Origin of the sequence: Dactylosporangium sp. NPDC005555, assembly GCF_040605635.1 — a bacterium.
Classification (GTDB): domain Bacteria; phylum Actinomycetota; class Actinomycetes; order Mycobacteriales; family Micromonosporaceae; genus Dactylosporangium.
In genome coordinates this window covers 25,865-49,587 of record NZ_JBEXDG010000036.1, presented here as the reverse complement: position 1 = coordinate 49,587, position 23,723 = coordinate 25,865, and the positions used below count along the sequence as shown (strand labels likewise).

20 protein-coding genes are annotated in these 23,723 nt (G+C 71.4%); 7 read left to right on the top strand and 13 right to left on the bottom strand.

Annotation, left to right across the window (positions count from 1 at the left end; translation table 11 throughout):
- Positions 1-35 precede the first annotated feature (35 nt).
- Positions 36-1,508 (bottom strand): tRNA (N6-isopentenyl adenosine(37)-C2)-methylthiotransferase MiaB, encoded by a 1,473-nt coding sequence (gene miaB, locus ABZS58_RS32680; protein ID WP_354787098.1) that lies wholly within the window; start codon positions 1,506-1,508, stop codon positions 36-38.
- A 13-nt stretch (positions 1,509-1,521) separates the two neighbouring features.
- Positions 1,522-2,307 carry a 5'/3'-nucleotidase SurE gene (locus ABZS58_RS32675; protein ID WP_354787097.1) on the bottom strand — a complete coding sequence of 262 codons (786 nt, stop codon included), beginning with the start codon at positions 2,305-2,307 and terminating at the stop codon, positions 1,522-1,524.
- Positions 2,308-2,427: 120 nt separating this feature from the next.
- On the opposite strand from ABZS58_RS32675, the gene ABZS58_RS32670 reads away from it, so the two are divergent.
- From ABZS58_RS32670 to ABZS58_RS32650, 5 genes are all read left to right on the top strand, one after another.
- Entirely contained in the window at positions 2,428-3,183 is a 756-nt protein-coding gene (locus tag ABZS58_RS32670) for an amino acid ABC transporter ATP-binding protein (RefSeq protein WP_354787141.1), read from the top strand.
- 81 nt (positions 3,184-3,264) lie between these two features.
- Positions 3,265-4,224 carry a glutamate ABC transporter substrate-binding protein gene (locus ABZS58_RS32665; RefSeq protein WP_354787096.1) on the top strand — a complete coding sequence of 320 codons (960 nt, stop codon included), beginning with the start codon at positions 3,265-3,267 and terminating at the stop codon, positions 4,222-4,224.
- Between the two features lie 87 nt (positions 4,225-4,311).
- Positions 4,312-4,968: an amino acid ABC transporter permease gene (locus tag ABZS58_RS32660; RefSeq protein ID WP_354787095.1), complete on the top strand. Its 657-nt coding sequence runs from the start codon at positions 4,312-4,314 to the stop codon at positions 4,966-4,968.
- A complete protein-coding gene (locus ABZS58_RS32655; RefSeq protein WP_354787094.1) occupies positions 4,965-5,828 on the top strand; it encodes an amino acid ABC transporter permease in 864 nt (287 codons plus the stop codon). The genes ABZS58_RS32660 and ABZS58_RS32655 overlap by 4 nt, the downstream gene beginning before the upstream one ends.
- A 48-nt stretch (positions 5,829-5,876) precedes the next feature.
- Positions 5,877-9,101 carry an ABC transporter substrate-binding protein gene (locus ABZS58_RS32650; protein ID WP_354787093.1) on the top strand — a complete coding sequence of 1,075 codons (3,225 nt, stop codon included), beginning with the start codon at positions 5,877-5,879 and terminating at the stop codon, positions 9,099-9,101.
- 226 nt (positions 9,102-9,327) lie between these two features.
- Here the strand turns inward: ABZS58_RS32650 and rny are convergent, their stop codons facing one another.
- The 7 genes from rny to dhaM form a co-directional block, all read right to left on the bottom strand.
- Complete coding sequence (rny, locus tag ABZS58_RS32645) at positions 9,328-11,112, bottom strand: ribonuclease Y (RefSeq protein ID WP_354787092.1); 1,785 nt, start codon at positions 11,110-11,112, stop codon at positions 9,328-9,330.
- Positions 11,113-12,304: 1,192 nt separating this feature from the next.
- On the bottom strand, positions 12,305-12,817 hold the full coding sequence (locus tag ABZS58_RS32640; protein WP_354787140.1) for a regulatory protein RecX: 513 nt from the start codon (positions 12,815-12,817) through the stop codon (positions 12,305-12,307).
- A gap of 1,472 nt (positions 12,818-14,289) precedes the next feature.
- Complete coding sequence (gene recA / locus ABZS58_RS32635) at positions 14,290-15,339, bottom strand: recombinase RecA (protein WP_354787091.1); 1,050 nt, start codon at positions 15,337-15,339, stop codon at positions 14,290-14,292.
- A 149-nt stretch (positions 15,340-15,488) separates the two neighbouring features.
- On the bottom strand, positions 15,489-15,689 hold the full coding sequence (locus tag ABZS58_RS32630; RefSeq protein WP_354787090.1) for a DUF3046 domain-containing protein: 201 nt from the start codon (positions 15,687-15,689) through the stop codon (positions 15,489-15,491).
- Between the two features lie 10 nt (positions 15,690-15,699).
- Positions 15,700-16,941, bottom strand: coding sequence for an MFS transporter (locus ABZS58_RS32625; protein WP_354787089.1), 1,242 nt, complete (start codon positions 16,939-16,941; stop codon positions 15,700-15,702).
- Between the two features lie 53 nt (positions 16,942-16,994).
- Positions 16,995-17,255 carry an HPr family phosphocarrier protein gene (locus ABZS58_RS32620; protein ID WP_354787088.1) on the bottom strand — a complete coding sequence of 87 codons (261 nt, stop codon included), beginning with the start codon at positions 17,253-17,255 and terminating at the stop codon, positions 16,995-16,997.
- A complete protein-coding gene (gene dhaM, locus ABZS58_RS32615) occupies positions 17,239-17,622 on the bottom strand; it encodes a dihydroxyacetone kinase phosphoryl donor subunit DhaM (protein WP_354787139.1) in 384 nt (127 codons plus the stop codon). The genes ABZS58_RS32620 and dhaM overlap by 17 nt, the downstream gene beginning before the upstream one ends.
- A gap of 51 nt (positions 17,623-17,673) precedes the next feature.
- On the opposite strand from dhaM, the gene dhaK reads away from it, so the two are divergent.
- Both dhaK and dhaL read left to right on the top strand, forming a co-directional pair.
- Complete coding sequence (dhaK, locus tag ABZS58_RS32610) at positions 17,674-18,663, top strand: dihydroxyacetone kinase subunit DhaK (RefSeq protein WP_354787087.1); 990 nt, start codon at positions 17,674-17,676, stop codon at positions 18,661-18,663.
- Position 18,664: 1 nt separating this feature from the next.
- Positions 18,665-19,249 (top strand): dihydroxyacetone kinase subunit DhaL, encoded by a 585-nt coding sequence (dhaL, locus tag ABZS58_RS32605; RefSeq protein WP_354787086.1) that lies wholly within the window; start codon positions 18,665-18,667, stop codon positions 19,247-19,249.
- 7 nt (positions 19,250-19,256) lie between these two features.
- On the opposite strand, the gene ABZS58_RS32600 is transcribed toward dhaL, so the two are convergent.
- The 4 genes from ABZS58_RS32600 to ABZS58_RS32585 form a co-directional block, all read right to left on the bottom strand.
- On the bottom strand, positions 19,257-20,399 hold the full coding sequence (locus ABZS58_RS32600) for an acyl-CoA dehydrogenase family protein (RefSeq protein ID WP_354787085.1): 1,143 nt from the start codon (positions 20,397-20,399) through the stop codon (positions 19,257-19,259).
- A gap of 202 nt (positions 20,400-20,601) precedes the next feature.
- Positions 20,602-21,405: a hypothetical protein gene (locus ABZS58_RS32595; RefSeq protein WP_354787084.1), complete on the bottom strand. Its 804-nt coding sequence runs from the start codon at positions 21,403-21,405 to the stop codon at positions 20,602-20,604.
- Between the two features lie 5 nt (positions 21,406-21,410).
- Positions 21,411-22,202, bottom strand: coding sequence for a hypothetical protein (locus ABZS58_RS32590; protein WP_354787083.1), 792 nt, complete (start codon positions 22,200-22,202; stop codon positions 21,411-21,413).
- A 145-nt stretch (positions 22,203-22,347) separates the two neighbouring features.
- Positions 22,348-23,670, bottom strand: coding sequence for an aminotransferase class I/II-fold pyridoxal phosphate-dependent enzyme (locus ABZS58_RS32585; RefSeq protein WP_354787082.1), 1,323 nt, complete (start codon positions 23,668-23,670; stop codon positions 22,348-22,350).
- Between the last annotated feature and the right edge of the window lie 53 nt (positions 23,671-23,723).

Below are 23,723 nucleotides of genomic sequence, written 5' to 3'. Positions count from 1 at the left end.
GGCGCGCGAGTTCCGCAGGACCATGGGGAGCGGGGTCAGCAGGAGCGGGCGGGGGTGGCTGACGGGGGCGGGGTGCCGATGGTGGGCATGCCGAGCGAGACGCCCGGGGTGCGGGTGACCCGGCCGGCTTCCCAGGCGTCGCCGGCGCGGGTGCGGCGGTGGGACAGCAGGGGGCCGTCGGCGTTGAGGTGGTGCGGGGCGGCATAGGTCACCGTGGTGTGCACGACGTCGCCGGGGCGCAGGGTCAGCGACGGGTCCGCGGCGAAGTGCACGAGACGCCCGTCCCGCGCGCGGCCCGACATGCGGCCGGTGGCGCTGTCCTTGCGGCCCTCGCCGACGGCGACCAGGACCTCGACCGGCGTGCCGACGAGCTTCTTGTTCTCGTCCCAGCTGATCTCCTCCAGGGTGGCGATCAGCCGGTCGTACCGCTCCTGCACGACGGCCTTCGGCACCTGCAGGTCCATAGTGGCGGCGGGGGTGCCGGGGCGCTTGGAGTACTGGAACGTGAAGGCACTGGAATACCGGGCCTCGCGGACCACGTCCAGGGTGCGCTCGAAGTCGGCATCCGTCTCGCCGGGGAAGCCGACGATGATGTCGGTGGTGATCGCGGCGTCGGGCATGGCGGCGCGGACCTTGGCGATGATGCCCAGGTAGCGCTCGGCACGGTACGAGCGGCGCATCGCCTTCAGGACGTCGTCGGAGCCGGACTGCAGCGGCATGTGCAGGGAGTGGCAGACGTTGGGCGTCTCGGCCATGGCGGCGATGACGTCGTCGGTGAAGTCCTTCGGGTGCGGGCTGGTGAAGCGGACCCGCTCCAGGCCCTCCACGTCGCCGCAGGCGCGCAGGAGCTTGCCGAAGGCGAGCCGGTCGCCGAACTCGACACCGTAGGAGTTGACGTTCTGCCCGAGGAGGGTCACCTCCAGGACGCCTTCCGCCGCGAGGGCGCTGACCTCGGCGAGGATGTCGCCGGGGCGGCGGTCCTTCTCCTTGCCGCGCAGCGCGGGCACGATGCAGAACGTGCAGGTGTTGTTGCAGCCGACGGAGATCGAGACCCAGCCGGCGTAGGTCGACTCGCGCCGGGTGGGCAGCGTGGAGGGGAACACCTCGAGCGACTCGAGGATCTCGACCTCGGCGGCGGCGTTGTGGCGGGCGCGCTCCAGCAGCACCGGCAGGGAGCCGATGTTGTGGGTGCCGAAGACGACGTCGACCCACGGGGCCTTCTTGACGATGTCGCCGCGGTCCTTCTGCGCCAGGCAGCCGCCGACGGCGATCTGCATGCCGGGCTGGGCGAGCTTCGTCGGGCGCAGGTGGCCGAGGTTGCCGTAGAGGCGGTTGTCGGCGTTCTCCCGCACGGCGCACGTGTTGAACACGACGACGTCCGGCTCCGCGTCGGCGGGCACCGGGACGTAGCCGGCGTCCTCGAGCAGGCCGGAGATGCGCTCGGAGTCGTGCGCGTTCATCTGGCAGCCGTAGGTGATGACCTTGAAGCTGCGAGGGGTCTCAGTCATAGCAGCGAGAAGTCTAGCCGCCGACGTGCTCACCGGCGGTATCCACCAGCCCCGGCAGCACCACGTCGGACGCCTCGCGGGGCGGGCGGACCGCGCTGACCGAGACGTAGCCGTCCAGCAGCCACGCGTCGTCGCTGCCGGGCTCCGCACCGTGGTCGCTCTGTTCCAGCGACATCCGCACGTACCCGTGGCCCTGCTCCATCAGGACCATCTGCACGGTGCCGAACTGCGCGAGGGTCGCCCGGCGGATGCCGCGCAGGTCCCCGGCCTCCAGGTTGGGCACGTTGACGTTGAGCACGTACTCGCCGGACAGCAGGGGCAGCAGGTCGCCGGCGACCTCGGCGGCGGTGTCCCAGTGCTCGTCGGGATCGTCGGCGCCGGTGATCCGGAACGGCACGTCCAGGGAGACCGCCATCGCGCAGCAGCCGTTGGCGACGGCGGTGAAGGCGGCGCCGACGGTGCCGGAGTGCAGCACCGCGGCGCCGGTGTTGGGGCCCCGGTTGATGCCGGACAGCACCACGTCCGGCTCGGCGCCGTACGCGCCGCGGGTCGCCATCAGCGCGATGAAGGCCGGCGACGCGGACACCGCGAACGTCGGTACACCGGGGAACAACTCAGGACGGACCTCGGTCGCGATCCGCCCGTCGGCCTCGACGCCCGTGAGTGCGCTGCCCGAGCCGCTCGCCTCGCGGGCCGGGGCGGCGATCACCACGTCGTGGCCGAGGCGGACCGCCATCTCGGCGAGTGCGTGCAGGCCAGGGCTGTCGATGCCGTCGTCGTTGGTCACCAGGATGCGCATGGTCATCATTGTGACAAGCCCTGGCCGTTATCCGTCCGTGACCGCTATGCGGCCGTTCATGGGCATCGTCACCGCTAACGTCGAGCCCACCTACGGACCAGGGTGCACTGCGACGACGCGATGGGGCGGATGATGACGGACGAGCCTTTGATCGTGCTCAGCGGCGTCAACAAGTGGTTCGGCGAGCTGCACGTCCTCAAAGACGTCAATCTCTCGATCGCTCGTGGCGAGGTCGTGGTCGTGATCGGCCCGTCGGGTTCGGGCAAGTCGACGCTGTGCCGGGCGATCAACCGGCTGGAGCCGATCAACAACGGCGACATCGTGTTCGACGGCACCCGGCTGCCGGAGGAGGGCAAGCCCCTCGCGCGGCTGCGCAGCGAGGTCGGCATGGTGTTCCAGTCGTTCAACCTGTTCGCGCACAAGACCATCCTCGAGAACGTGATGCTCGGCCCGGTCAAGGTCCGCAAGGAGAAGGCGGACGTGGTGCGGGAGCGCGCCCTGGGCCTGCTCGACCGGGTGGGGATCGCCGCGCAGGCGCAGAAGTATCCGGCGCAGCTGTCCGGCGGCCAGCAGCAGCGGGCCGCGATCGCCCGGGCCCTGGCGATGCAGCCGAAGGCGATGCTGTTCGACGAGCCGACGAGCGCGCTGGACCCGGAGATGGTCGGCGAGGTGCTCGACGTCATGACGGGCCTCGCGAGCGAGGGCATGACCATGGTCGTCGTCACGCACGAGATGGGCTTCGCGCGGCACGCCGCGAACCGGGTCGTGTTCATGGCCGACGGCCAGCTGGTCGAGGAGGCGGATCCGAAGGTGTTCTTCGCCAACCCGCGCACCGACCGCGCCAAGGACTTCCTGTCGAAGATCCTCACGCACTAGAAGACCCCCTAAAGCATTCGAACGACGCTCTATAGGCGCACGAAGAAGCAAGAAACCCACCGAAAGGGGATAGCGACCATCATGCGTATCACGCGGATCGCCGCGGCAGCCGCCGCCGTCACGCTTGCGCTCGGCCTGGCCGCCTGCGGCAAGGAGGGCACGCCCGCGCCTTCGGCCGAGGGCGGCAGCTCCGGCGCTGCGGCGCCGGCCAGCGACGCCTGCACCTCGTCCGGCACCACGCTCACGCCGGCCACCGGCGTGGCGATCACGGGCAGCCCGACCTTCGACCGGATCAAGGCGGCCGGCAAGGTCGTCATCGGCGTCAAGTTCGACCAGCCCAACCTGGGCTACAAGGACGCCTCCGGCAAGCGCTGCGGCTTCGACATCGAGATCGCCCAGCTGATCGCCTCGAAGCTCGGCTTCGACGCGTCGAAGATCGAATACAAGGAGATCGCCTCCGCCAACCGCGAGACGGCGATCAAGGGTGGCGAGGTCGACTACTACGTCGGCACCTACTCGATCACCGACAAGCGCAAGGCGGACGTCTCCTTCGCCGGCCCGTACTTCGTCGCCGCGCAGGACCTGCTGGTCCGCAAGGACGACACGACGATCACCGGCTCGGACAGCATCAAGGGCAAGGCGGTCTGCTCCGCGACCGGCTCCACGCCGATCCAGCGGGTCCGCGACCAGAAGCTGACCGACAAGATCGTGGAGTTCAAGACCTACTCCGAGTGCGTGTCGCAGCTGCTGGACAAGAAGGTCGACGCGGTCACCACCGACGACGCGATCCTGAAGGGCTTCGCGGCGCAGGCGCCGTCGCAGCTGAAGGTCGTCGGCAAGCCGTTCCTCGACCCGACCACCGGCAAGGCCTACCCGGAGAAGTACGGCATCGGCCTGGGCCACGACGACAAGGCGCTGCGCGACTTCGTCAACGCGTCCCTCGAGGCGGCGTACGGCGACGGCACCTGGCAGAAGATCTACGACGGCACGCTCGGCAAGTCCGGCTCGGCGGGCAGCCCGCCGGCGCTCGAGAAGTACTGATCCTGATGTGAACGGGGCGCCGCCCGGCAAGGCGGCGCCCCTCCCTTATGAGCGCACGAGCGGACCGGGCGAAGCTGAGGTGACGGCGTGAACGACTTTGTACACGTCCTGACGGACAACTGGGACGTCATCGGCTCCCATTTCTGGGAGACGATCCAGCTCTTCCTGATCGCCGCGGTCGGCTCGATGGTGCTCGGCACGCTGCTGGTCGCGATGCGGGTCTCCCCCGTCCCCGCGCTGCGCGCGTTCGGCAGCGCCTATGTGCTGCTGCTGCGCAACACGCCGCTGACGCTGGTCTTCGCGCTGCAGGTGTTCGCGCTGCCGAAGCTCGGCGTCACGTTCGAGTTCTTCACCGGCGCCTGCGTCGCGCTCACCGCCTACACCAGCGCCTTCGTGTGCGAGGCGCTGCGCTCCGGCATCAACACCGTCCCGGTCGGGCAGGCCGAGGCGGCCCGCGCGCTGGGCATGACGTTCATCCAGGTGCTCACCAACGTGGTGCTGCCGCAGGCCTTCCGCACCGTCGTCCCGCCGCTGGTCAGCGTCCTCAACGCGATGCTGAAGAACACCACCGTCGCGGCCGGCTTCTCGGTCGCCGAGGCGGGCGCGATCACGTTCTACCTGTCCGAGCGCGGCGAGAACCAGATCTACGGGCTGCTGTGGGTCGCCATCGGGTTCCTGATCCTGGTCGTGCCGCTCGTGACCCTGCAACGGACGCTGGAACGACGCTGGAAGGTCGCGCGATGAGCAATGTCCTCTACGACTTGCCCGGTCCGAAGGCGCGGCTGCGGTACCGGCTGATCGGCGTCCTGAGCGCGCTGGGCATCGTGGCGCTGATCGCCTACATCGTCTGGCGCTTCTACGACACGGGACAGTTCGAGCCGATCCGCTGGGAGCAGTTCGAATACGCGCAGACCCAGCGCGACCTGGTCGACGGCTACCTGACCACGCTGCGCGCCGCCGGCACCGCCGCGGTGCTCGCGCTGGCCCTCGGCGCGCTGCTGGCCACCGGCCGGCTCAGCGACCACGCGGTCTTCCGGGCGCCGGCCTCGGCGTTCGTCGAGCTGTTCCGCGCGATCCCGCTGCTCATCCTGATCTTCTTCGCGTACTACGGCCCGATCCAGCTCGGCTACAAGGTCGGCGCGTTCTGGCCCCTCGTCATCGGCCTGACCCTCTACAACGGCGCGGTCCTGTCGGAGATCTTCCGGGCCGGCATCATCGCCGTCGCCCGCGGGCAGTCCGAGGCCGCCTACGCGCTCGGCATGCGCAAGACCCAGGTGATGACGTCGATCCTGCTGCCGCAGGCGGTCCGGGCCATGCTCCCCGCGATCATCAGCCAGGTGGTGGTACTGCTGAAGGACACCGCGCTCGGCTTCATCATCCAGCTGCCGGAGCTGCTGTACTACGGCAAGCAGTACGGCGGCCGGTTGACCTTCGGCTTCCCGTACGTGCCCGGCTACCTCGTCGTCGCCGCCGTGTACATCGGCACCTGTGCCCTGCTGTCGTGGTTCGCCTTCTGGCTGCAGAAGCGGCTCATGGGCGGCCCGAAGCAGGCCAAGACGACCGCGAAGGCCGTCAAGCTGGCCGACGTCGGACAGTCCGTGTGAGCCGGCCGGTTGATTGGCAACGTTGCGCGTAGTACGTACGCTGCGCGGGTGGCGGACACCGGCTTTCGTTTGGGCATCGACTTCGGCACCTCGAACACCGTCGCCGTGCTCCGCTGGCCGGACGGCCGCACGAAACCGCTGTTGTTCGACGGCTCGCCGTTGCTGCCCTCCGCTGTCTACGTCAACGCCGACTACAGCATCCTCACCGGCCGCGACGCGGTGCACTCGGCGCGCCTGCAGCCGCACCGGTTCGAGCCGTACCCGAAGCGCCGCGTCGAAGAGGGCACCGTCTGGCTCGGCGAGCAGGACGTGCCGGTCATCGACCTCGTCGCCACCGTCCTGCGCCGGGTCGCCGCGGAGACGTACCGGGTCGCGGGCGCGCACCCGAGCGAGGTCAACCTGACCCACCCGGCGACCTGGCCGCCGCAGCGCCGCCAGACGCTGTCGCAGGCCGCCGTGTCCGCCGGCTTCCCGCAGCCGTTCCTGTCCTCGGAGCCGGTCGCCGCGGCGTCCTATTTCGTGGGCACCGTCGGCACCCACGTCCCGGTCGGCGGCATCGCCGTCGTGTACGACTTCGGCGCCGGCACCTTCGACGCGAGCGTGGTGCGCCGCAACGCGGGCGGGGGCTTCGACGTCCTCGCCAGCGAGGGCCTCCCCGACGCCGGCGGCCTCGACGTCGACGCGGCGGTCGTGGCATACCTGGGCCGCGCGTTCACCGGCCGCGAGGGCGACCAGTGGCGCCGCCTGACCAACCCGGAGAGCGAGGCCGACCGGCGCGCCGCGTGGCAGCTCTGGGAGGACGCGCGGCTGGCCAAGGAGATGCTCAGCCGGGCCGCCACCACGTACGTGCACGTGCCGCTCTTCGACGAGAGCGTGCCGATCGGGCGGGAGCAGCTGGAGCAGCTGGCCAGGCCGATCCTGGACCGGACCGTCACGGCGACGCAGCTCGCGGTGTCCGCGGCGGGTGTTTCCGGGCAGCCGCTCGCGGCGGTGTTCCTGGTCGGCGGGTCGTCGCGGATCCCGCTCGCGGCGACGCTGCTGCACCGGGCGTTCGGTCAGGCGCCGACCGCGATCGAGCAGCCCGAGCTGGTGGTCGCGGAGGGTGCGCTGCACCTCGCGCCGCCGACGGGTCGGGCGCACGTGGCCGGAGTGCCGGCCGGGCCCGTGTCGGGGGCTTCCGGGCCGTTCGGGCCGGTGCCGTCGTCGCCCGGTCCTTCGCCGTCCTCCGGTGGGCCGCTCAGCGGGGATGTCGCGGCGTCGCCCGTGTCGGCGGCGCCGGTGTCGCCGGGGTTCAGCATGCCGACGATGGACCCCGGGTTGCCGCCGTTGCTGCAGACCGCCTCGATGCCGGTGGTGCCGAGCCGTCAGCAGCAGCCGCCCGTGCGCCAGCAGCCGCCGGCGAACCAGCCACCCGCCCAGCAGGGGCCCGGGCCGCAGCAGCCTCCTGCCCAGCGGCCGCCGGGGGCGGGGCAGTTCCAGCAGCCGCCGCCGGCGCAGCGGCCCGGGGTGCCGCAGCAGGGGCAGTGGCCGCCGGGGCAGCAGCCACCCGGGCAGCCGCCGGTCCAGCCTCAGGTGCAGCAGCGGCCGCCGGTCGTGCCGCCGGTGCAGTCCGTCCCGCCTGTGCAGTTCGTCCCACCCCAGCAGCCGCCTGTGCAGTTCGTCCCACCCCAGCAGCCGCCGGTGCAGTTCGTCCCGCCGCAGCAGCCGGTGCAGCAGCGGCCGCCCGTCGTGCCGCCCGTCCAGCCCGGCCAGCAGCCGCCCGCCCAGGTCGGCTTCCCGGGGCAGTTCCAGCAGGCGCCGCCCGTGCAGCGGCCGCAGGTGAGCGCGCCGCCTGCGTCTGGACCTCCGGTCGGCCCCGCGCTGGGTTCACCGGGCTGGGCGCCGGGGCAGCCCGCCGCCGGGCATCCGGCCGGCGGGCCGCCGGTTTCGGGGCCGCCCACGTCCGGGCCGCCCGTCGCCGGGCCGCCGCCGTTCTCCGTGCTGCCTGCTTCCGGGCCGCCTACGTCCGGTCCGCCTGCTTCCGGGCCGCCGTTCTCAGGGCCGTCCGCCTTCGCGCCGCCGCCGCCGGGTGGGCGGCGGAGCACAGCCGTGCTGACCGCGGTCGGCGGTGGGGTGCTCGCGCTGCTGCTGCTCGTCGGCGGGATCGTCTGGTTCGTCAACCGGGACGGTGGGGGTGAGCCGGGCGGGGGTGGCACCGGGCCGACCAACCAGGCGGGGCCCGCGGTGTCGCCGGCCTGCGGGCACAAGATCGCGTTCCTGGGCATCCTCGCCGGGACCGGATCCAAGGACAGCAACGGCATGCGCAACGCCGCCAAGCTGGCCGTCGACGACTACAACGCCAAGCACGCCGGGTGCGACGTCGGGTTCGCGGAGTTCGACACGAAGGGCACCGAGGAGGGCAGCAAGCTCGCCGCGGAGGACCTGGTCGCCGACAGCGAGGTGATCGGCGTCGTCGGCCCGGCGTACCGCACCGAGCTCCTCGCCGCGGGCCCCATCCTGGAGAAGGCGGGCGTGCCGTTCTTCACGCCGTTCGCGCCGGACGTCGACCTCTCCGGCAAGGGCTGGAGCACGTTCCACCGGCTCATCGCCAACGACAAGGAGCAGGCCGCGGCCGGCGCGCGGTACATCAGGAACACGATGCGCGCCTCGAAGGTCGTGGTGGTCTACGACGACACCGACTTCGGCGGCGTCGCCCGGCAGGCCGTGTCGAGCACGCTCGGCGGCGCCGTCACCGCGAGCGTGGCGATCCGCCGCGCCGACACCGACTTCGCCGGGCCCGTCGGCCAGGTGACGAACGCGAGCCCGGAGGTCGTCTACTACGCGGGCGAGTCCGACGACGGCACCGCGTTCCTGAAGGCGCTGCGGACCGCGAAGCCGACGATCCAGGTCGTCGTCAGCGACCGGCTCTTCACGCAGCTGTTCGTGGACACGCTCGCCAAGTCCGCCGACGGCATCATCGTCACCTGCCCGTGCATCCCGAGCGACCGCGCGGGTGGCGACTACGCGTCGCGCTACCAGGCCGCGTACAAGGCCACCGCCGGCTACTACGGTCCCGAGGCGTACGACGGGGCGAACATCATCCTGGAGGGCTTCACGGCCGGGAAGGCGACGCGGCCGGACATGCTCGCCTTCGTCGACAAGTACGACGGCAAGGGTGTGGCCCGGTCGTACAGGTTCGCGTCGAACGGCGACCTCGCCGTCCAGGACCCGCTGATCTGGTCCTACAAGATCACCAGCCCGTACACGTCGGCCGAGAAGGCGATCGAGCCGTAGCCGCACGTCCGCCGTGATCCGGAAGACTTTTCGTCGTCCTGACAGCAAGAAGTCTTCCGGATCATGAGCTATGGGTGGTTCACGACCGCAGGTCGTGGCTGGGCGACTGACGGCGGCGGGAGAGGGAAGGCCGTCCACGGCCTGACCGGCGGCTGACGGGAGCGGCGGACCTTCGCCACGACGGACCGGAGCATGCTGCTTGTGGCTCTTGTCCTTGCTTGTGCTGTTATCTGGCGATCTCGGTGACGCGCGACTCGCGGACGACGGTGACGCGGATCTGGCCGGGGTAGGTCAGCTCCTCCTCGATCTGCTTCGCGACGTCGCGGGCGAGGACGGCGGCGCCGATGTCGTCGACGTCGTCGGGGCGGACCATGACGCGGATCTCGCGGCCGGCCTGCATCGCGAAGACCTTCTCGACGCCCGACTTACCGGCGGCGATCTCCTCGATGCGTTCGAGACGCTTGACGTAGGCCTCGAGGCTCTCGCGGCGCGCGCCGGGGCGGCCGCCGGAGCAGGCGTCGGAGGCCTGGGTGAGCACGGCCTCGATGGTCTGCGGGAGGACCTCGTTGTGATGGGCCTCGATGGCGTGCACGACGTCCTCGGACTCGCCGTACTTGCGGGCCACGTCCGCGCCGATCAGCGCGTGGCTGCCCTCGACCTCGTGCGTGAGCGCCTTGCCGATGTCGTGCAGGAACGCGCTGCGCTTGATCAGCTTGGGGTCCAGCCGCAGCTCGCTGGCCATGATGCCGGCGATGTGCGCGGTCTCGACGAGGTGCTTGAGCACGTTCTGGCCGTAGGAGGTCCGGTACCGCAGCCGGCCCAGCAGCGTCATCAGCTCGGGGTGCAGGTCGGTGATGCCCACCTCGACGAGCGCGTCCTCGGCGGCCCGCAGGCAGAGGCGTTCGACCTCGTGCTTGGCCTGCTCGAACACCTCCTCGATCCGGTGCGGGTGGATCCGGCCGTCGAGCACCAGCTTCTCGAGCGTGAGCCGGCCGATCTCCCGGCGCACCGGGTCGAAGCACGACAGCAGGACCGCCTCGGGCGTGTCGTCGATGATCAGGTTGACCCCGGTCGTCGACTCGAACGCGCGGATGTTGCGGCCCTCGCGGCCGATGATCCGGCCCTTCATCTCGTCGCTCGGCAGGTGCAGGACGCTGACGACGCTCTCCGCGGTCTGCTCGCTGGCGACCCGCTGGATGGCGTCCACGACGATGTGCCGGGCCCGCTGGTCGGCGGTGTTGCGGGCGTCGTTCTCGATGTCCCGGACCAGGAGGGCGGCCTCGCGCTTCGCCTGCACCTCGATCGTCTCGATGACCTCGACCCGGGCGGCGTCGGTGGTGAGGCCCGCGACCCGCTCCAGCGCCTCCCGGTGCCGCTCCTCGCCCGCGGCGATCTCGACCTCCCGGCGGGTGAAGGCCGCCTCCCGTTCGAGCAGGTCGGCCTCGGTGCCGGTGATACGCCGGTCGCGTTCGGCGAGCCGCTCGGCCTCCTCGGCGAGCAGGCGTTCGCGTTCGTCGAGCCGGCGCTGGCGCCGCTCCGCGTCCTGCGACTGCTCCTTGGCGACGGTGGTGAGCTGGCTGACCTCGCGCTCGCCGGCGCGGCGGGCGGTTGCGCGGGCCTGCTCGGCGTCGACCTCGGCCTGCCGGTGGGCGCGCTCCAGCAGCGAGTCGGCCTCGGCCCTCGCCCCGTCGAGGATGCGCCGCGCCTCCGACCGTGCCGAGCTGGCTTCCGCTTTTGCGGCGGCCGCTTCGGTACGAGCAGCGGCGGCCACCGCCCGTGCCTCGTCCACCGCCGCGGTGGCGTCCTCGGCGGCGGTCCGCAGTGACGCGAGGGAGTGCTCCTGCCGGTCCTTCTCGGCGAGGAACGCGGGATCCTCGGCGACAGGCTGAACGGTCACGGTGGCGGCGGAGTGCAGCCGGCGCATGACCTTCAGCGAGACCACCAGCGCGGCGAGGACGCCGAGGCCGATGACGACGACCACGGCGACGAGCACGACCTGCAGGCCGGTCACGCGGTCACCTCGGCTGCGGCGGTTGCGGTTGCGGCGGTTGTGGCTACGGCCTGGCTCGCGGGTCGTGCTCCGCTCGCGGGTCGCGTTCCGCTTGCGGGTCGTTCGCAGAGGATGACAGGGGCGTACTCCGTCACGACGTCACCTCGCTCCGCTCGGCGCTGCGCAGAGTCGCGCAACGCGGGATGTTGTGGAGGAGACGCCCGACCACACACTGCCATCAAGATGTATCAATATCGGGACACAGGGTGACCCGACAACCGGTCAACGGCCGCCACCTCCCGCAAGGCGCGGCGCTTATATGTCGTGCGTAAACGTTGCTGATCTGTGACGCGATCTATGTTGTGCGGTAAACCCGCGGTGGTTGGGCGGTCTCCATCTGGTAACGCCGAGGCTAGGTCTTGAAGGGCGCTTCGGTCAAGGACTCATGATCGGGCACCATAAGGGACGTAAGTCCGTCAAGACCCTCGCCAGCCGAAACACCCTATCAGTGACATTTGACCAGAACTATCCGGCATGTCGGTCGCGGACGGGCAGAGATTGTCGACGAACTGTAGTCACCCGGACGCACGGCGCTGAACTGCCGCCTCCGTACGCCTGCAATCATTCCACCACACACGGTGCGCCGACCAACCACCGCATCGACACCCGTCGCACTCCTAGGGCTCTCCCCAGTGTGGCCCGGCGCCACATCCACCTAGCTGACAGCCACATGGCGGCACGTCGCCGCACGTGACCGCCCGGATACGGCGGTGAACGCTCACATCCGAAACCCGACCGTCGCCGGCGACGAACACCGACGGCCGTGCGGCGGGGTCGTTTCGGATGCAACGTCGTGGTGTCTTCATCCGGACTCGGGACGGCACGGCGCCAAGCGGTCATCGCCCGGACCTCGGCCGCAGGCGCCCGACGCCTGCATCACCTGGAGACCAGGTCTCGCACCGGCCGGAGGCGACGCGCTCCTCGCCACCGATCCGTCCGCGACCCGGTCCGTCCGCGATGCGGTCCTCCGCGACGCGGATCTGCATGGCCCGATCCATTGGGCTCACGGCCCCACGGGCTTGCTGATGGCGGAGCAGCGCGGCTTTGTGAGGGGAGGCGCATACGTCACGTGCCGGCCGGGTGACTCCTCCTGTCCGTCGGCTGGTCGGGTCAGCGCTGGTCGGGTCAGCGCTGGTCGGTCGCACTGGTCGGGTCAGCGCTGGTCGGGGTCGATGGCGGCGTCGGCGAGGGCGTCGGGGTCGATGCCGTCGGCGAACTCGGCGGCGTCGGCTCGTTCGGCGAGGCCTTCCTTGACCAGGCGGATGGCCAGGCCGGGTGGGTACCCCTTCCTGGCCAGCATCCCGACCAGCCTGCGGAACACCGCCTCGGGCGCGGCGTTGGACTCGACGCGGAGCCGCCGGGCGACCAGGGCTCTGGCGGTCTGCTCCTCGACGTCGGGGTCGAGCTCGTCGAGTGCCTCACCGACCTCGTCGGAGGAGACGCCCTTGCGGCGCAGCTCCCCCGCGAGGGCCCTGCGCGCCAGGCCCTTGCCGTGGTGCCGGCTGGCGACCCACGCCCGAGCGAAGGCGGCGTCGTCGATGATGCCGACCTCGTCGTACCGGTCGAGGATCTCATCGGCGATCTCCTCCTCGACACCGCGCTTGCGCATGGTGGTGGCGAGCTCGAGCCTGGTCCTCGGCCGGACGGCGAGCTGGCGGAGGCAGATCTCCCTGGCCGCTTCCCTCGGATCGAGCGGCGCGGCCGGCGGCCCACCCCGCCGCCGGGACCCACCGCTCCGCCCGGATGCTTCCTGCGGCTCGCGATCGCCCTGCGGCTCGCGATCGCCTCGGGGGTCGGAGCCGTCTTGCCAGGCGCTCTGCTGTCTGGCGCCGCCCGACCACGCGGGACCACCCTTGCGTCCGGAACGGCGGCCGGGGCCGGAACGTTCGCCGGAGTCGTAGCCCTCCCCCGAGCTGAACCGCCCGCCGGTGGCACCATCCGCCGGGTCGGCGCGTCCGTCCGCGTCACGGTCCTCTGCCGGGTCGGTGCCTCCGCCGGTGTCACGCCCCCTTGCTGGGCTGCGGCGTCCGCCGGTGTCGCGACCGTCTGCTGGATCCGCACGCCAGCTGGCGTCACGACCGCCTGCCGGGTACGCGCGTCCGCCGGTGGCACGATCCTCCGCCGGGACAGAGGCGGACGACGACTTCCTGGCGGCCGAGGAAGCGGACCGGCCGGGCGGAACCTTGCCGGCGGTCCCGGTCTCCGGAGCGACGAGCCATGCGGGCGGGGGTACGGGGCCGGTGGACCCAGCCGCCGGGGCTCCGGACCGGCCGGGCGGAGCCTGGCCAGGAGGAGCATCGAGCCACGCGGGAGGCGGCACACGACTGGTCGGCCCGGTCCCTGGAGCGGCCGGCCAGCCGGGTGGGATCTTGTCGGCGGTCGCCGGCCAAGGGGGCGGAGCATCGCCGGTGTCCTCTGTCCGAGGCGTGGGGTCCGGGGCGACGCTGGGGCCGGGAGCCGACCGCCACCCCGGCGGGGCGTCGGCGGAAGCATCCCGTGGCCGCGTTCTGCGTGGGTGCGCCGGCGGCACACCGGCGGCGCCGCCCGGCTGAGCTTCGGCGGACAGCCAGGGGTTGTCGTCGCTCATGTCGGCGAACCGCCAGGGCTTGCCACTCGCGGCCGCGGCGGATCCGAGCCCGTCCGGCAGAGCGGCACCTGACGTGAGGTCGCCCGACTCGGAAGCAGACGCATCGGACGAGGAGGCGACAAGCTCAGCGTCCACGGAAGCAAGGACCGCGGACGCCGGGGGCACAGCACCTGACGGGGTCACGCCCGGCGCGGAAGTAGGAGACGCAGGCACAGCACCTGATGCGGGGTCGCCCGGCGCGGAAGCACCACGCGCATCGGACGGGACCGCGGCAGCCGCCACGGCGGGGTCAGCGGTGTCGGGCGGGTCGGTCGGTTGCTGGCTGGGACTGCTGGAACGCCGCCTGCCCGGCACGGGCACACCTCCGAAACCGCGAACCGCTCATGCCGAGCATCACGGCGAGCGGCGAACCTGCATGAAAAAGCCCCCGAAAGGCGCCAGCGCGGGCGGGGCCGGCCGCGGGACAAACCTCCAGCAGCGGAGGTCTTCCCGCGGACCGGCACCGAACGCCGTGGGTCGCGAAGTAGGGAGCGCGTGAGGGAGAGCGCCGGTCAGAAGTCGACCGGGACCGCCTCGGGGCCACCGGCCGCGTCGGTGGCCTGGCCGACCCCGACGCCCAGCTTCTCCTTGATCTTCTTCTCGATCTCGGCGGCGACGTCGGGGTTCTCCCGCAGGAACTTGCGGGAGTTCTCCTTGCCCTGGCCGAGCTGGTCGCCGTCGTACGTATACCAGGCGCCGGCCTTGCGGATGATCGTCTGCTCGACGCCGACGTCGATGAGGGAGCCCTCGCGGGAGATGCCCTTGCCATACATGATGTCGAACTCGGCCTGCTTGAACGGCGAGGCGACCTTGTTCTTCACGACCTTGACGCGGGTGCGGTTGCCCACCACGTCGGTGCCGTCCTTGAGGCTCTCGATGCGGCGCACGTCGAGGCGGACCGACGAGTAGAACTTCAGCGCGCGGCCACCGGTCGTGGTCTCCGGGCTGCCGAACATGACGCCGATCTTCTCGCGGAGCTGGTTGATGAAGATCGCGGTGGTGCCGGAGTTGTTGAGGGCACCGGTGATCTTCCGCAGGGCCTGGCTCATGAGGCGGGCCTGCAGACCCACGTGGCTGTCGCCCATCTCGCCCTCGATCTCGGCGCGCGGCACGAGGGCGGCGACGGAGTCGATGACGATGATGTCGAGGGCGCCGGAGCGGACCAGCATGTCGACGATCTCGAGGGCCTGCTCACCGGTGTCCGGCTGGGAGACGAGCAGCGCGTCGGTGTCGACGCCGAGGGCCTTGGCGTAGTCGGGGTCGAGGGCGTGCTCGGCGTCGATGAACGCCGCGATGCCGCCCTGGGCCTGCGCGTTGGCGATGGCGTGCAGCGCCACGGTCGTCTTACCGCTGGACTCGGGCCCGAAGACCTCGACGACCCGGCCGCGGGGCAGGCCCCCGATGCCCAGTGCGACGTCCAGGGCGATGGAGCCGGTCGGGATCACGGCCATCGGAGCGATGACCCGCTCGCCGAGCCGCATGACCGAGCCCTTGCCGAACTGTTTGTCGATCTGCGAGAGGGCGAGCCCGAGCGCCTTCTCCCTGTCAGGTTGCACTGCCATGTCCGTCACCCCTGAGTTCGCGGTCTTCGTCGGCGTTCGTTTATTCACGCTGACAAGGTAAGCGCCGGGTATGACAAAAAACCGGCACCGACGCCTGAGGACACTACCCGTACATCTGTACGATCAACGAGGAGACACGCCAGAATTCATCACCGCAACCTGCTGGGAACACGCTCCGGGTATGCGGCGACCACAGCCCGCCACACCACGGCGGCGTCCTCGCCACCTGCGAGCGCTTCCTTGATGGTCCGGCCGCCAAGCTCGGTCAGCACCTGGTCGTTGGCGACGCTTCCGGCATACGCCACGCCGAACACCTGCTCCAACCGCTGCCAGAAATCCGTCAGTCGCACGCGGCCAAGACTAAGACCTCCGCAGCGTCAGCGCGGCCAGCGGCACCACGGCGATCCCCGCCAGGATCGACAACGTGGCGAAGCCGAACAGGTCGACCACGACCCCGGCGAGCGCGCCCGCACCGGCCGCCGAGACGCCCATGATGACGTCGGACAGGCCCTGCACGCCGGAGCGCTCCACGACGGGCACGGACTCCGACAGCAGCGTGGATCCGGCCACCATCGTGCAGCCCCAACCGACCCCGAGCAGGCCCATCCCGATAGCCAGCCGGACCGTGTCCTCTCCGGCCGTGCCGCTGAGCGCACACGCCGACGCGAGCAGCACGACGCCCGCGAGGATCACCGGCTTGCGGCCGAACCGGTCGGTGGCCCAGCCGATGACCGGCGACAGCGCGTACATGCCCGTGATGTGGATGCTGATCACCAGCCCGACGATGCGCAGCAGGTCACCGTGCGCGTGCACGTAGTCACCGATGTGCACGGGTGTCATCGACATCACGCCGACCATGACCACGTGCCCGACCGCCACCGCGGAAACTCCGAGCCGTGCGGCGGCGCTCGCCCGCACCGTCGCGAACGCCGACTTCCAGGATGTTGATTTTTCCGATAGATCGGACTCAGCAATCGACCGCCGGGCCGTCAGCAACGGGTCCGGCCGCAACAGCACGAACAAGGCAACGGCTCCGAGCGCGAACACCGCGGCGCTGAACAGGTACGGTCCCGCGTACTCCGGCGCACCCCACGGCATCGTCACCCGGTCCGCGAACGGCGCCAGATTCGGACCGGCCACCGCCCCCAGCGTCGTCACCCACACGACCAGCGACAGATGCCGCGCCCGGCGGTCGCTGTCGGCGAGGTCGACCGCCGCGTACCGCGACTGCAGGTTCGCCGCCGACGCCCCGCCGAACAGGAACGTGCCCACGAACAGCAGCGGCACCAGTCGCAGCGACACCGCGGCCACCACCAGCAGCGATCCGAGCACGCCGGCGCTGTACGCGAAGACCAGCCCCGGCCGCCGCCCGCCGGTGCGCATCAGCCGGGTCGCCGGGATCGCGATCAACGCGGCCCCGATGACCGCGGAGCTGCCGGACAGCCCCGCCGCGGTCGGCCCGGCCATGTCGGCGGCGAGCAGCGCACCGATCGACACCCCGCTGGCGACGCCCAGCCCTCCGAGGGCCTGCGTGGAAACGAGCAGGCCGAGGGTGCGCCGCTGCAGCACGGGGATGTCAGGTGCGTCGATCACGGACGACATCCTCGCGTAGGCACCGCGACCCGCACCACTCCTTACCCTCGGCGGCCCGCGAACTACTCGAACGACGAAAGCATCACCGCCAGTGCGGCGACCGCGGCGACCGCGTCGTCGCCCGTGGCGGACACCACCACCGGCGTGCCCGCGCGCGCGTTCAGCCCCATCACCCCGAGCACGCTCCGCGCGCTGACCCGCCGCTCCCCGGCGATGATCTCGACGATGCTGGTGAAGCCCGCCGCCGCCCGCACCAGCGCCCCGGCCGGCCGGGCGTGCAGGTCCGCCGGGAGCACCACGGTCGCCTCAGAGTTTGCGGACATCGCGGGCCTCCGTCGCGGCGCTGACGCATTCCGCGAGGTCGGCGCCGGTCCCGGCCAGTACCGCCGCAGCCACCGCACCCTCGACGAACGGTGCGTCGACCAGGGTGGCCGTGTTGGCGACCCGGTCCTCGAGCACGGTCTGCGCGGTGAGGACGGCGCTGCCGAGATCAGTCAGGACCAGCACCCCGGCACCCCTGTCGGCCCGGTCGATCGCCACGAGGATCCGGTCGTAGCTGGTGCCGAGGCCCCCGTCGTCGGTGCCTCCCGCCGCCTCGATCGGCACCTCGTCGCCCGCCACCTGCACGAGCATGTCCCGCAATCCGTGCGCCAGGCGTTCGCTGTGCGAAACCAGCACTATTCCCACCATGTGTGCCACAGGGCAATGCTATGCAGCGTCGGTACCGCCAAAATGCTAGGCATGAAGAAGTTCATCAACGACCCGGACGACGTCGTCCGTGAGGCGCTCGCCGGAATGGCCGCCGCGCACCCTGAGCTGCGCGTGGACCTCGACGAGCAGATCATCGTCCGCGCCGACGCGCCCCGCCCCGGCAAGGTCGGCCTCGTCTCCGGCGGCGGCTCCGGTCACGAGCCGCTGCACGGTGGGTTCGTCGGGCCCGGGATGCTCGACGCCGCCTGCCCCGGCGAGATCTTCACCTCGCCCGTCCCCGACCAGATCCTGGCCGCCACCAGGGCCGTCGACGGCGGCGCCGGGGTCGTGCACATCGTCAAGAACTACACCGGCGACGTCATGAACTTCGAGATGGCCGCCGAGGACGCCGAGATCCCGGTCGAGAGCGTCCTCGTCGACGACGACGTCGCGGTCGACGGCTCCACCTGGACCGCCGGCCGCCGTGGTACGGGTGCGACGCTGCTGGTCGAGAAGATCGCGGGCGCGCTCGCCGAGGAGGGGGCGGCCCTCGCCGCGGTCGCCGCGGTCGCCCGGGACGTCAACGCGCGGTCGGCGTCGTTCGCGATCGCCCTGACCGCCGGCACCGCCCCGGCCGCGGGCAAACCAGGGTTCGACCTGCCCGGGGACGAGATCGAGGTCGGCGTCGGCATCCACGGCGAGCCCGGCCGCGCCCGCGAGAAGCTCCGGCCCGCGCGTGACCTCGCCTCCCGCATCGTGGAGCCGATCCTGGCGGCCAAACCGCTGGAGGCCGGGAGCCAGGTGATCGTGCTCGTCAACGGGCTCGGCGGCACGCCGCTGCTCGAGTTGTACCTGATGTTCAACGAGATCAACCGGTTGCTGGCCGATGCGGGTGTACAGATCGTCCGCAGCCTCGTCGGCAACTACGTCACCAGCCTGGACATGGCCGGGATCTCGCTGACCGTGTGCCGGGCCGACGACGAGCTCCTGCGGCTCTGGGACGCCCCGGTCCGCACCGCCGGCCTGCGGTGGGGTGCCTGACGTGGACGCCGCACAGGCCCGCGCGTGGGTCGCCGCGATCGCCGCGTCCGTCACCGAGCACGCCGCCGAGCTCGGCGACCTCGACGCGGCGATCGGCGACGGCGACCACGGCGTCAACCTGCGCCGCGGGTTCGACGCGGCGGTCGCCGCCCTGGCCACGTTCGAGGCCGACACGGCCGGGGCGGTGCTGACGAAGACCGGCACGACCCTGGTGTCGAAGGTCGGCGGCGCGTCGGGACCCCTGTACGGCAGCATGTTCCGGGCGCTGGGCAAGGCGTTGCCGTCCGACGACGCTTCCTTCGCGGACGGTCTGCAGGCCGGTCTGGACGCGATCGTGCGGCTCGGCAAGGCCTCACCCGGGGACAAGACCATGGTCGACGCGCTGACTCCGGCCGTGGCCGCCTACGCGGCCTCGGGACCTGACGCCGCGGCTGAGGCGGCTCGGGCCGGGGCCGCCGCCACCATCCCGTTGCAGGCGCGTAAGGGCAGGGCGTCGTACCTCGGCGAACGCAGCACCGGCCATCAGGACCCCGGCGCCACGTCCACCGCATTGATCTTCGCCGCGCTCGCGTCCGTCTCGGGCTGACTTTTGCTCACACGCCCAGGCTCCGGCCGATGATCTCCTTCATGATCTCGGTCGTGCCGCCGTAGATGGTCTGCACGCGGCTGTTCAGCCAGGCCTTCGCGACCGGGTACTCCATCATGAAGCCGTACCCGCCGTGCAGCTGGACGCAGCGGTCCGCCACCTTGTTCTGCAGCTCCGTGGTCCACCACTTCGCCTTGGCCGCGTCGGCGACCGTCAGCCGCCCGGCGTTCTGCTCGACGATGCACTGGTTCAGGAACGTCCTGGCGATCGTCACCTCCGTGTCGAGCTCCGCGAGCACGAACCGGTTGTGCTGGAACGACCCGATCGGCTTGCCGAACGCCTGCCGCGTCTTGGCGTAGTCGAGCGTGATCGCCAGGACGTGCTCGGCCGACGCGACCGCGGCGACGGCGATGCCGAGCCGCTCCCGCGGGAGGTTCGCCATCAGGTGGTAGAAGCCGGCGTTCTCCTGGCCGAGGAGGTGGTCGGCGGGGATACGGCAGTCGTCGAAGAACAGCTCGGCGGTGTCGTTGGCCTTCAGCCCGACCTTCTCCAGGCGGCGCCCGCGCGTGAAGCCCGGCGTGCCCGTCTCGACCACGAACAGGCTGATGCCGTGCGCCCCCTGCGCCGGGTCCGTCTTCGCCACGACGACGACGAGGTCGGCGAGCTCACCGTTGGTGATGAACGTCTTCTGCCCGTTGAGGACCCACTCGTCCCCGTCCCGCACCGCCGAGGTGCGCACCCCGGCGAGGTCGCTGCCGGCGCCCGGCTCGCTCATCGCGATGGCGGTCACGATGTCCCCGGAGCAGAAGCCCGGCAGCCACCGCTTCTGCTGCTCCTCGGTGGCCAGATCCGTCAGGTACGGCGCGACGACGTCGTTGTGCAGCCCGAACCCGAGCCCGGACGCGCCGGCGGCGACGATCTCCTCGACGAGCACCGCGTTGAAGCGGAAGTCCTTCTGCCCGCCGCCGCCGTGCTCTTCGTCGACATCCATGCCGAGCAGCCCGGCCGCGCCCGCCTTGCGCCAGACCTCCCGGTCGACGATGCCGGCCTTGTCCCACTCGTCGTTGTGCGGCACCGCCTCACGGGCCAGGAACGCCTTGCACAGTTCCCGGAACGCTTCGTGCTCGGCTTCGTAGAGGTGCTGTTCCATGACGTGCAGTGTTGTCCGTGAGACACGGTCTCGCCTAGGCCTCGCCCCGCGGGGCCGCCGCCCCGCCTGCGAAGCAGCGCGAAGCAGCGCGAAGCAGCGCGAAGCCGCCGGGCGAAGCCGCCGGGCGAAGCGGGCAGCGCGGAGCCGCCGGGCGAAGCGCCGGCCGGTCCTTCAAGGCCGGCGGCGGCCCGAGGTGCGGGCGTCAGAGGCCGAGCATGCCGTAGAGGTGGTCGGGAAGGGGTTCGGCCCCGGTGGGGGCGGCCGTCGTCAGGCTCGTGCCGAAGTCGGAGTAGGTGGCGATGACCGGGTTGTCGGGGATCTCGACCTTCACCGACACGAGGCGGTCCTGGTCGTCGACGACCGCCTCGAACGGGATTCTTCTGGCGACGTCGCCGAGCTGCATCACCTGCGGGATGTTGACCGGGCCCCAGGTGGTCACGCGGGTCATGTCGACGGTGCCGGTGTAGGAGCGGTTCTCGCGGCGGATGTCGTGGGTGGCGGCGATCAGGGCCTGCACTCCGGTCGGGTCCTTGGTGGCGCTGAGGCCGAGCGAGCCGGGCCTGGTGATGCGGGCGGGGTCGACGCGGAACCAGGTCGCACCGTCGAAGCCGGGCAACGGCAGGCCGGTCAGGCGCGTGTACGCGGAGCCCCGCACCCCGAGAGTGTCGATCTTCAGGGTGGCGCCGTCGGAGGTCACGCTGACCGTGGCATCGAGCAGGTCGGCGACGGGGTCGACGCCGCCGGTGTAGCTGCCCTCCTTGGCCACCACCTTGAATCTGTAGCCGCCGCTGGTCAGGACGTGCAGGCTCTTCGCCAGCTCGCTCTGCGTCGGCGCCACCGATGGCCCGGTGTCCGGCCGCGGCGACCCGTCCCTGCCGAACGAGCAGCCGGCGAGCGCGACCGCCGCGACCAGGGCGGCGACCAGCGCGGCGGTCAGCACCCCGGCGCGCGAGGCGGTCCGCGAGCGGGCGGGCGGCCGCCCTGCGGGAGTCGGTCGTCGCAGCATCAGGGTCAGCCGTTGAGCAGGCCGTAGACGGCGGCGGGGGCGGCGAGCACGTCGGCGGCCTTCGGCGCGGCGACGGTGACCGGCTGGCTGTGGCCGGTGTAGTCGACGGTCAGCGTCTGCTCGGCGACCGTGCCATAGGCCGGGACCGTGATCTTCAGCGAGACCAGGTGCTTGCCGTCGAGCGTGGCGGTGAACGGCGCGGACTTCGCCTTGTCGCCGAGCGCCTGCAGCACGGCGGCGTCGTCGATGCCGAGGTCACCGCCGCCGGTGAGGTCGTAGGTGCCGGTGATCGTGGCCGGGTCGGGCTGCGTGGCGGTGGTGACCCGCGCGAGCACGCCCTGACTGGCGGTGGGGTCCTTCGTCTCGATGAGCCCGATGATCGCGTCCTTCTTGATCTTCGAGCGATCCAGCTTGTACCACTTCTTGGCGTTGACGCCCGTGGTCGGGATGCTGGTCTTGAAGTAGTAGTCGGCGCCGAGCGCGATGCCCTCGATCGTGTATTTGAGCCCGCCGGCGGCGACCCCGTCGACCTTCACCTGCTGCTTGCCGGTGGGGTCGATCGAGCCCGTGAACGTGCCCTCGGGGATCTTCATCGAGTAGCTGTAGGTGCCGGCGCCGAGGTCCTTGACAGCCGCGGCCAGCGTGTCCTTCGCGGCGGGGGTCTGCGACGCGCTGCCACCGGAGCCCTTCGAGGCGTTGCTGGTGGTCTTGTCGTCGTCGCCCCCGCAGGCGGTCACAAGTGCCAGTGCGACCGTCGCGACCGCGATGCCGACCGTCCTGAACGTGCTGGTGCGCATGTCATTCCCCTCCCTGATGACGCGCCCTGAGAACGCCACTGTCTACCCAACAGCCCGCAGACGATTTCGGGTGCGTCGATGGCCGCGGAACCCTGCGACCACTCACGGAGACTAGCCGCCGGGTCCGACAATTCCGCCCCGCGGGTCACACCTGCCGCCGGGACGAGCCGGTGAGCCGGCGCATCACCGCGTCGGCGACCCGTCCGGCGTCGCGAGGGTCGAGGGTGGCCGTGGTGATGCGGATCGCAGGGGGTGTGAGCAGCCGGAACATGGAGCCGGGTGCCACGGCGATGCCGTCCTCGCGCAGGCCGGCGACCATCGACGTCTCGTCGGGGACGGGCAGCCATACATTGATCCCGCTGACGCCGCGGGCCGGCAGGTCGCCGAGCGCGGCGCGCAGCGCCTCCCGCCGGACCGCGTAGACGTCGCGGGCCCGGTCGACCGCGGCCGTGGCGTCCGGGTCCTGCCACAGCGCCACGACGAGGCGTTGCAGGACGGTGGAGACCCATCCGGCGCCCAGCCGCATGCGTCCCTCGATCCGGGCGATGGTCACGTCGTCGCCGACGACCGCCGCGACCCGCAGGTCCGGTCCGTACGGCTTGGACAACGACCGGATGTAGGCCCACGCACCGGACGATCCGACCAGCGGGTGCGCTCTGTCGTGCGCCAGTTCGGCCGCGTGGTCGTCTTCCAGGACCAGGAGCTGGCGGTACACGCTGAGCAGCCGGCGAAGGACGGCGGCCCGCCGTGCGGAGATCACCGCGCCGGTGGGATTCTGGGCGCGGGACGTCACGACCAGTCCGGCCACGCCGGCGCTCAGCGCTGCCCGCATGCCCTCCTCGGTGGGCCCCTCGTCGTCGACGGGGACCGGCACGGGGGTGAAGCCGAGCGCCGCGACCAGGTCCAGGAGGTTGGCCCAGCCCGGGTCCTCGACCGCGACCTTGTCGCCGGGGCGCAGGTGGGCGACGAGGGCCCGCTCGATCGCGTCGAGCGCCCCGCCGGTCACGGTGAGCCGTCCGGAGGGGATGCCGTCGGCGGCGAAGCGCTCCCCTGCCAGGTCGAGCAGCTCGGGCAGCGGGCCGCCACCCGAGTAACCGACCGCGGGCATGGCCTCGGCGAGCCGGATCAGATGTGGCGCGTACATCGGCAGCAGACCCTGATCGGGGCCGCCGCCGGCCAGGTCGAGGGCACCGGAGGGCACGGCGAGCCCGTGCAGGCTCCGCCTGGCGACCGGCGGGCGTGGCCGGACCCGTGTGCCGCCGCGCCCGGCCGTCTCGACCAGCCCCCGCTCGCGCAGCGCCCGATACGCGGCGGCGACTGTGGCCGGGCTCACACCGAGGTCGACCGCAAGGGCCCGGACCGAGGGCAGCGCGGCGCCCGGGTCCAGCCCACCGGTGCGGATGCCGCTCTCGACGCTGGCCGAAATCTGGGCTGCCGTGGCGCCCGACGGCTGGTACTGTACTGCCACAGTTTCAAGATTGTACTAGAACAAACGAGGTCGCGGTGGAAACTTATCAGAAA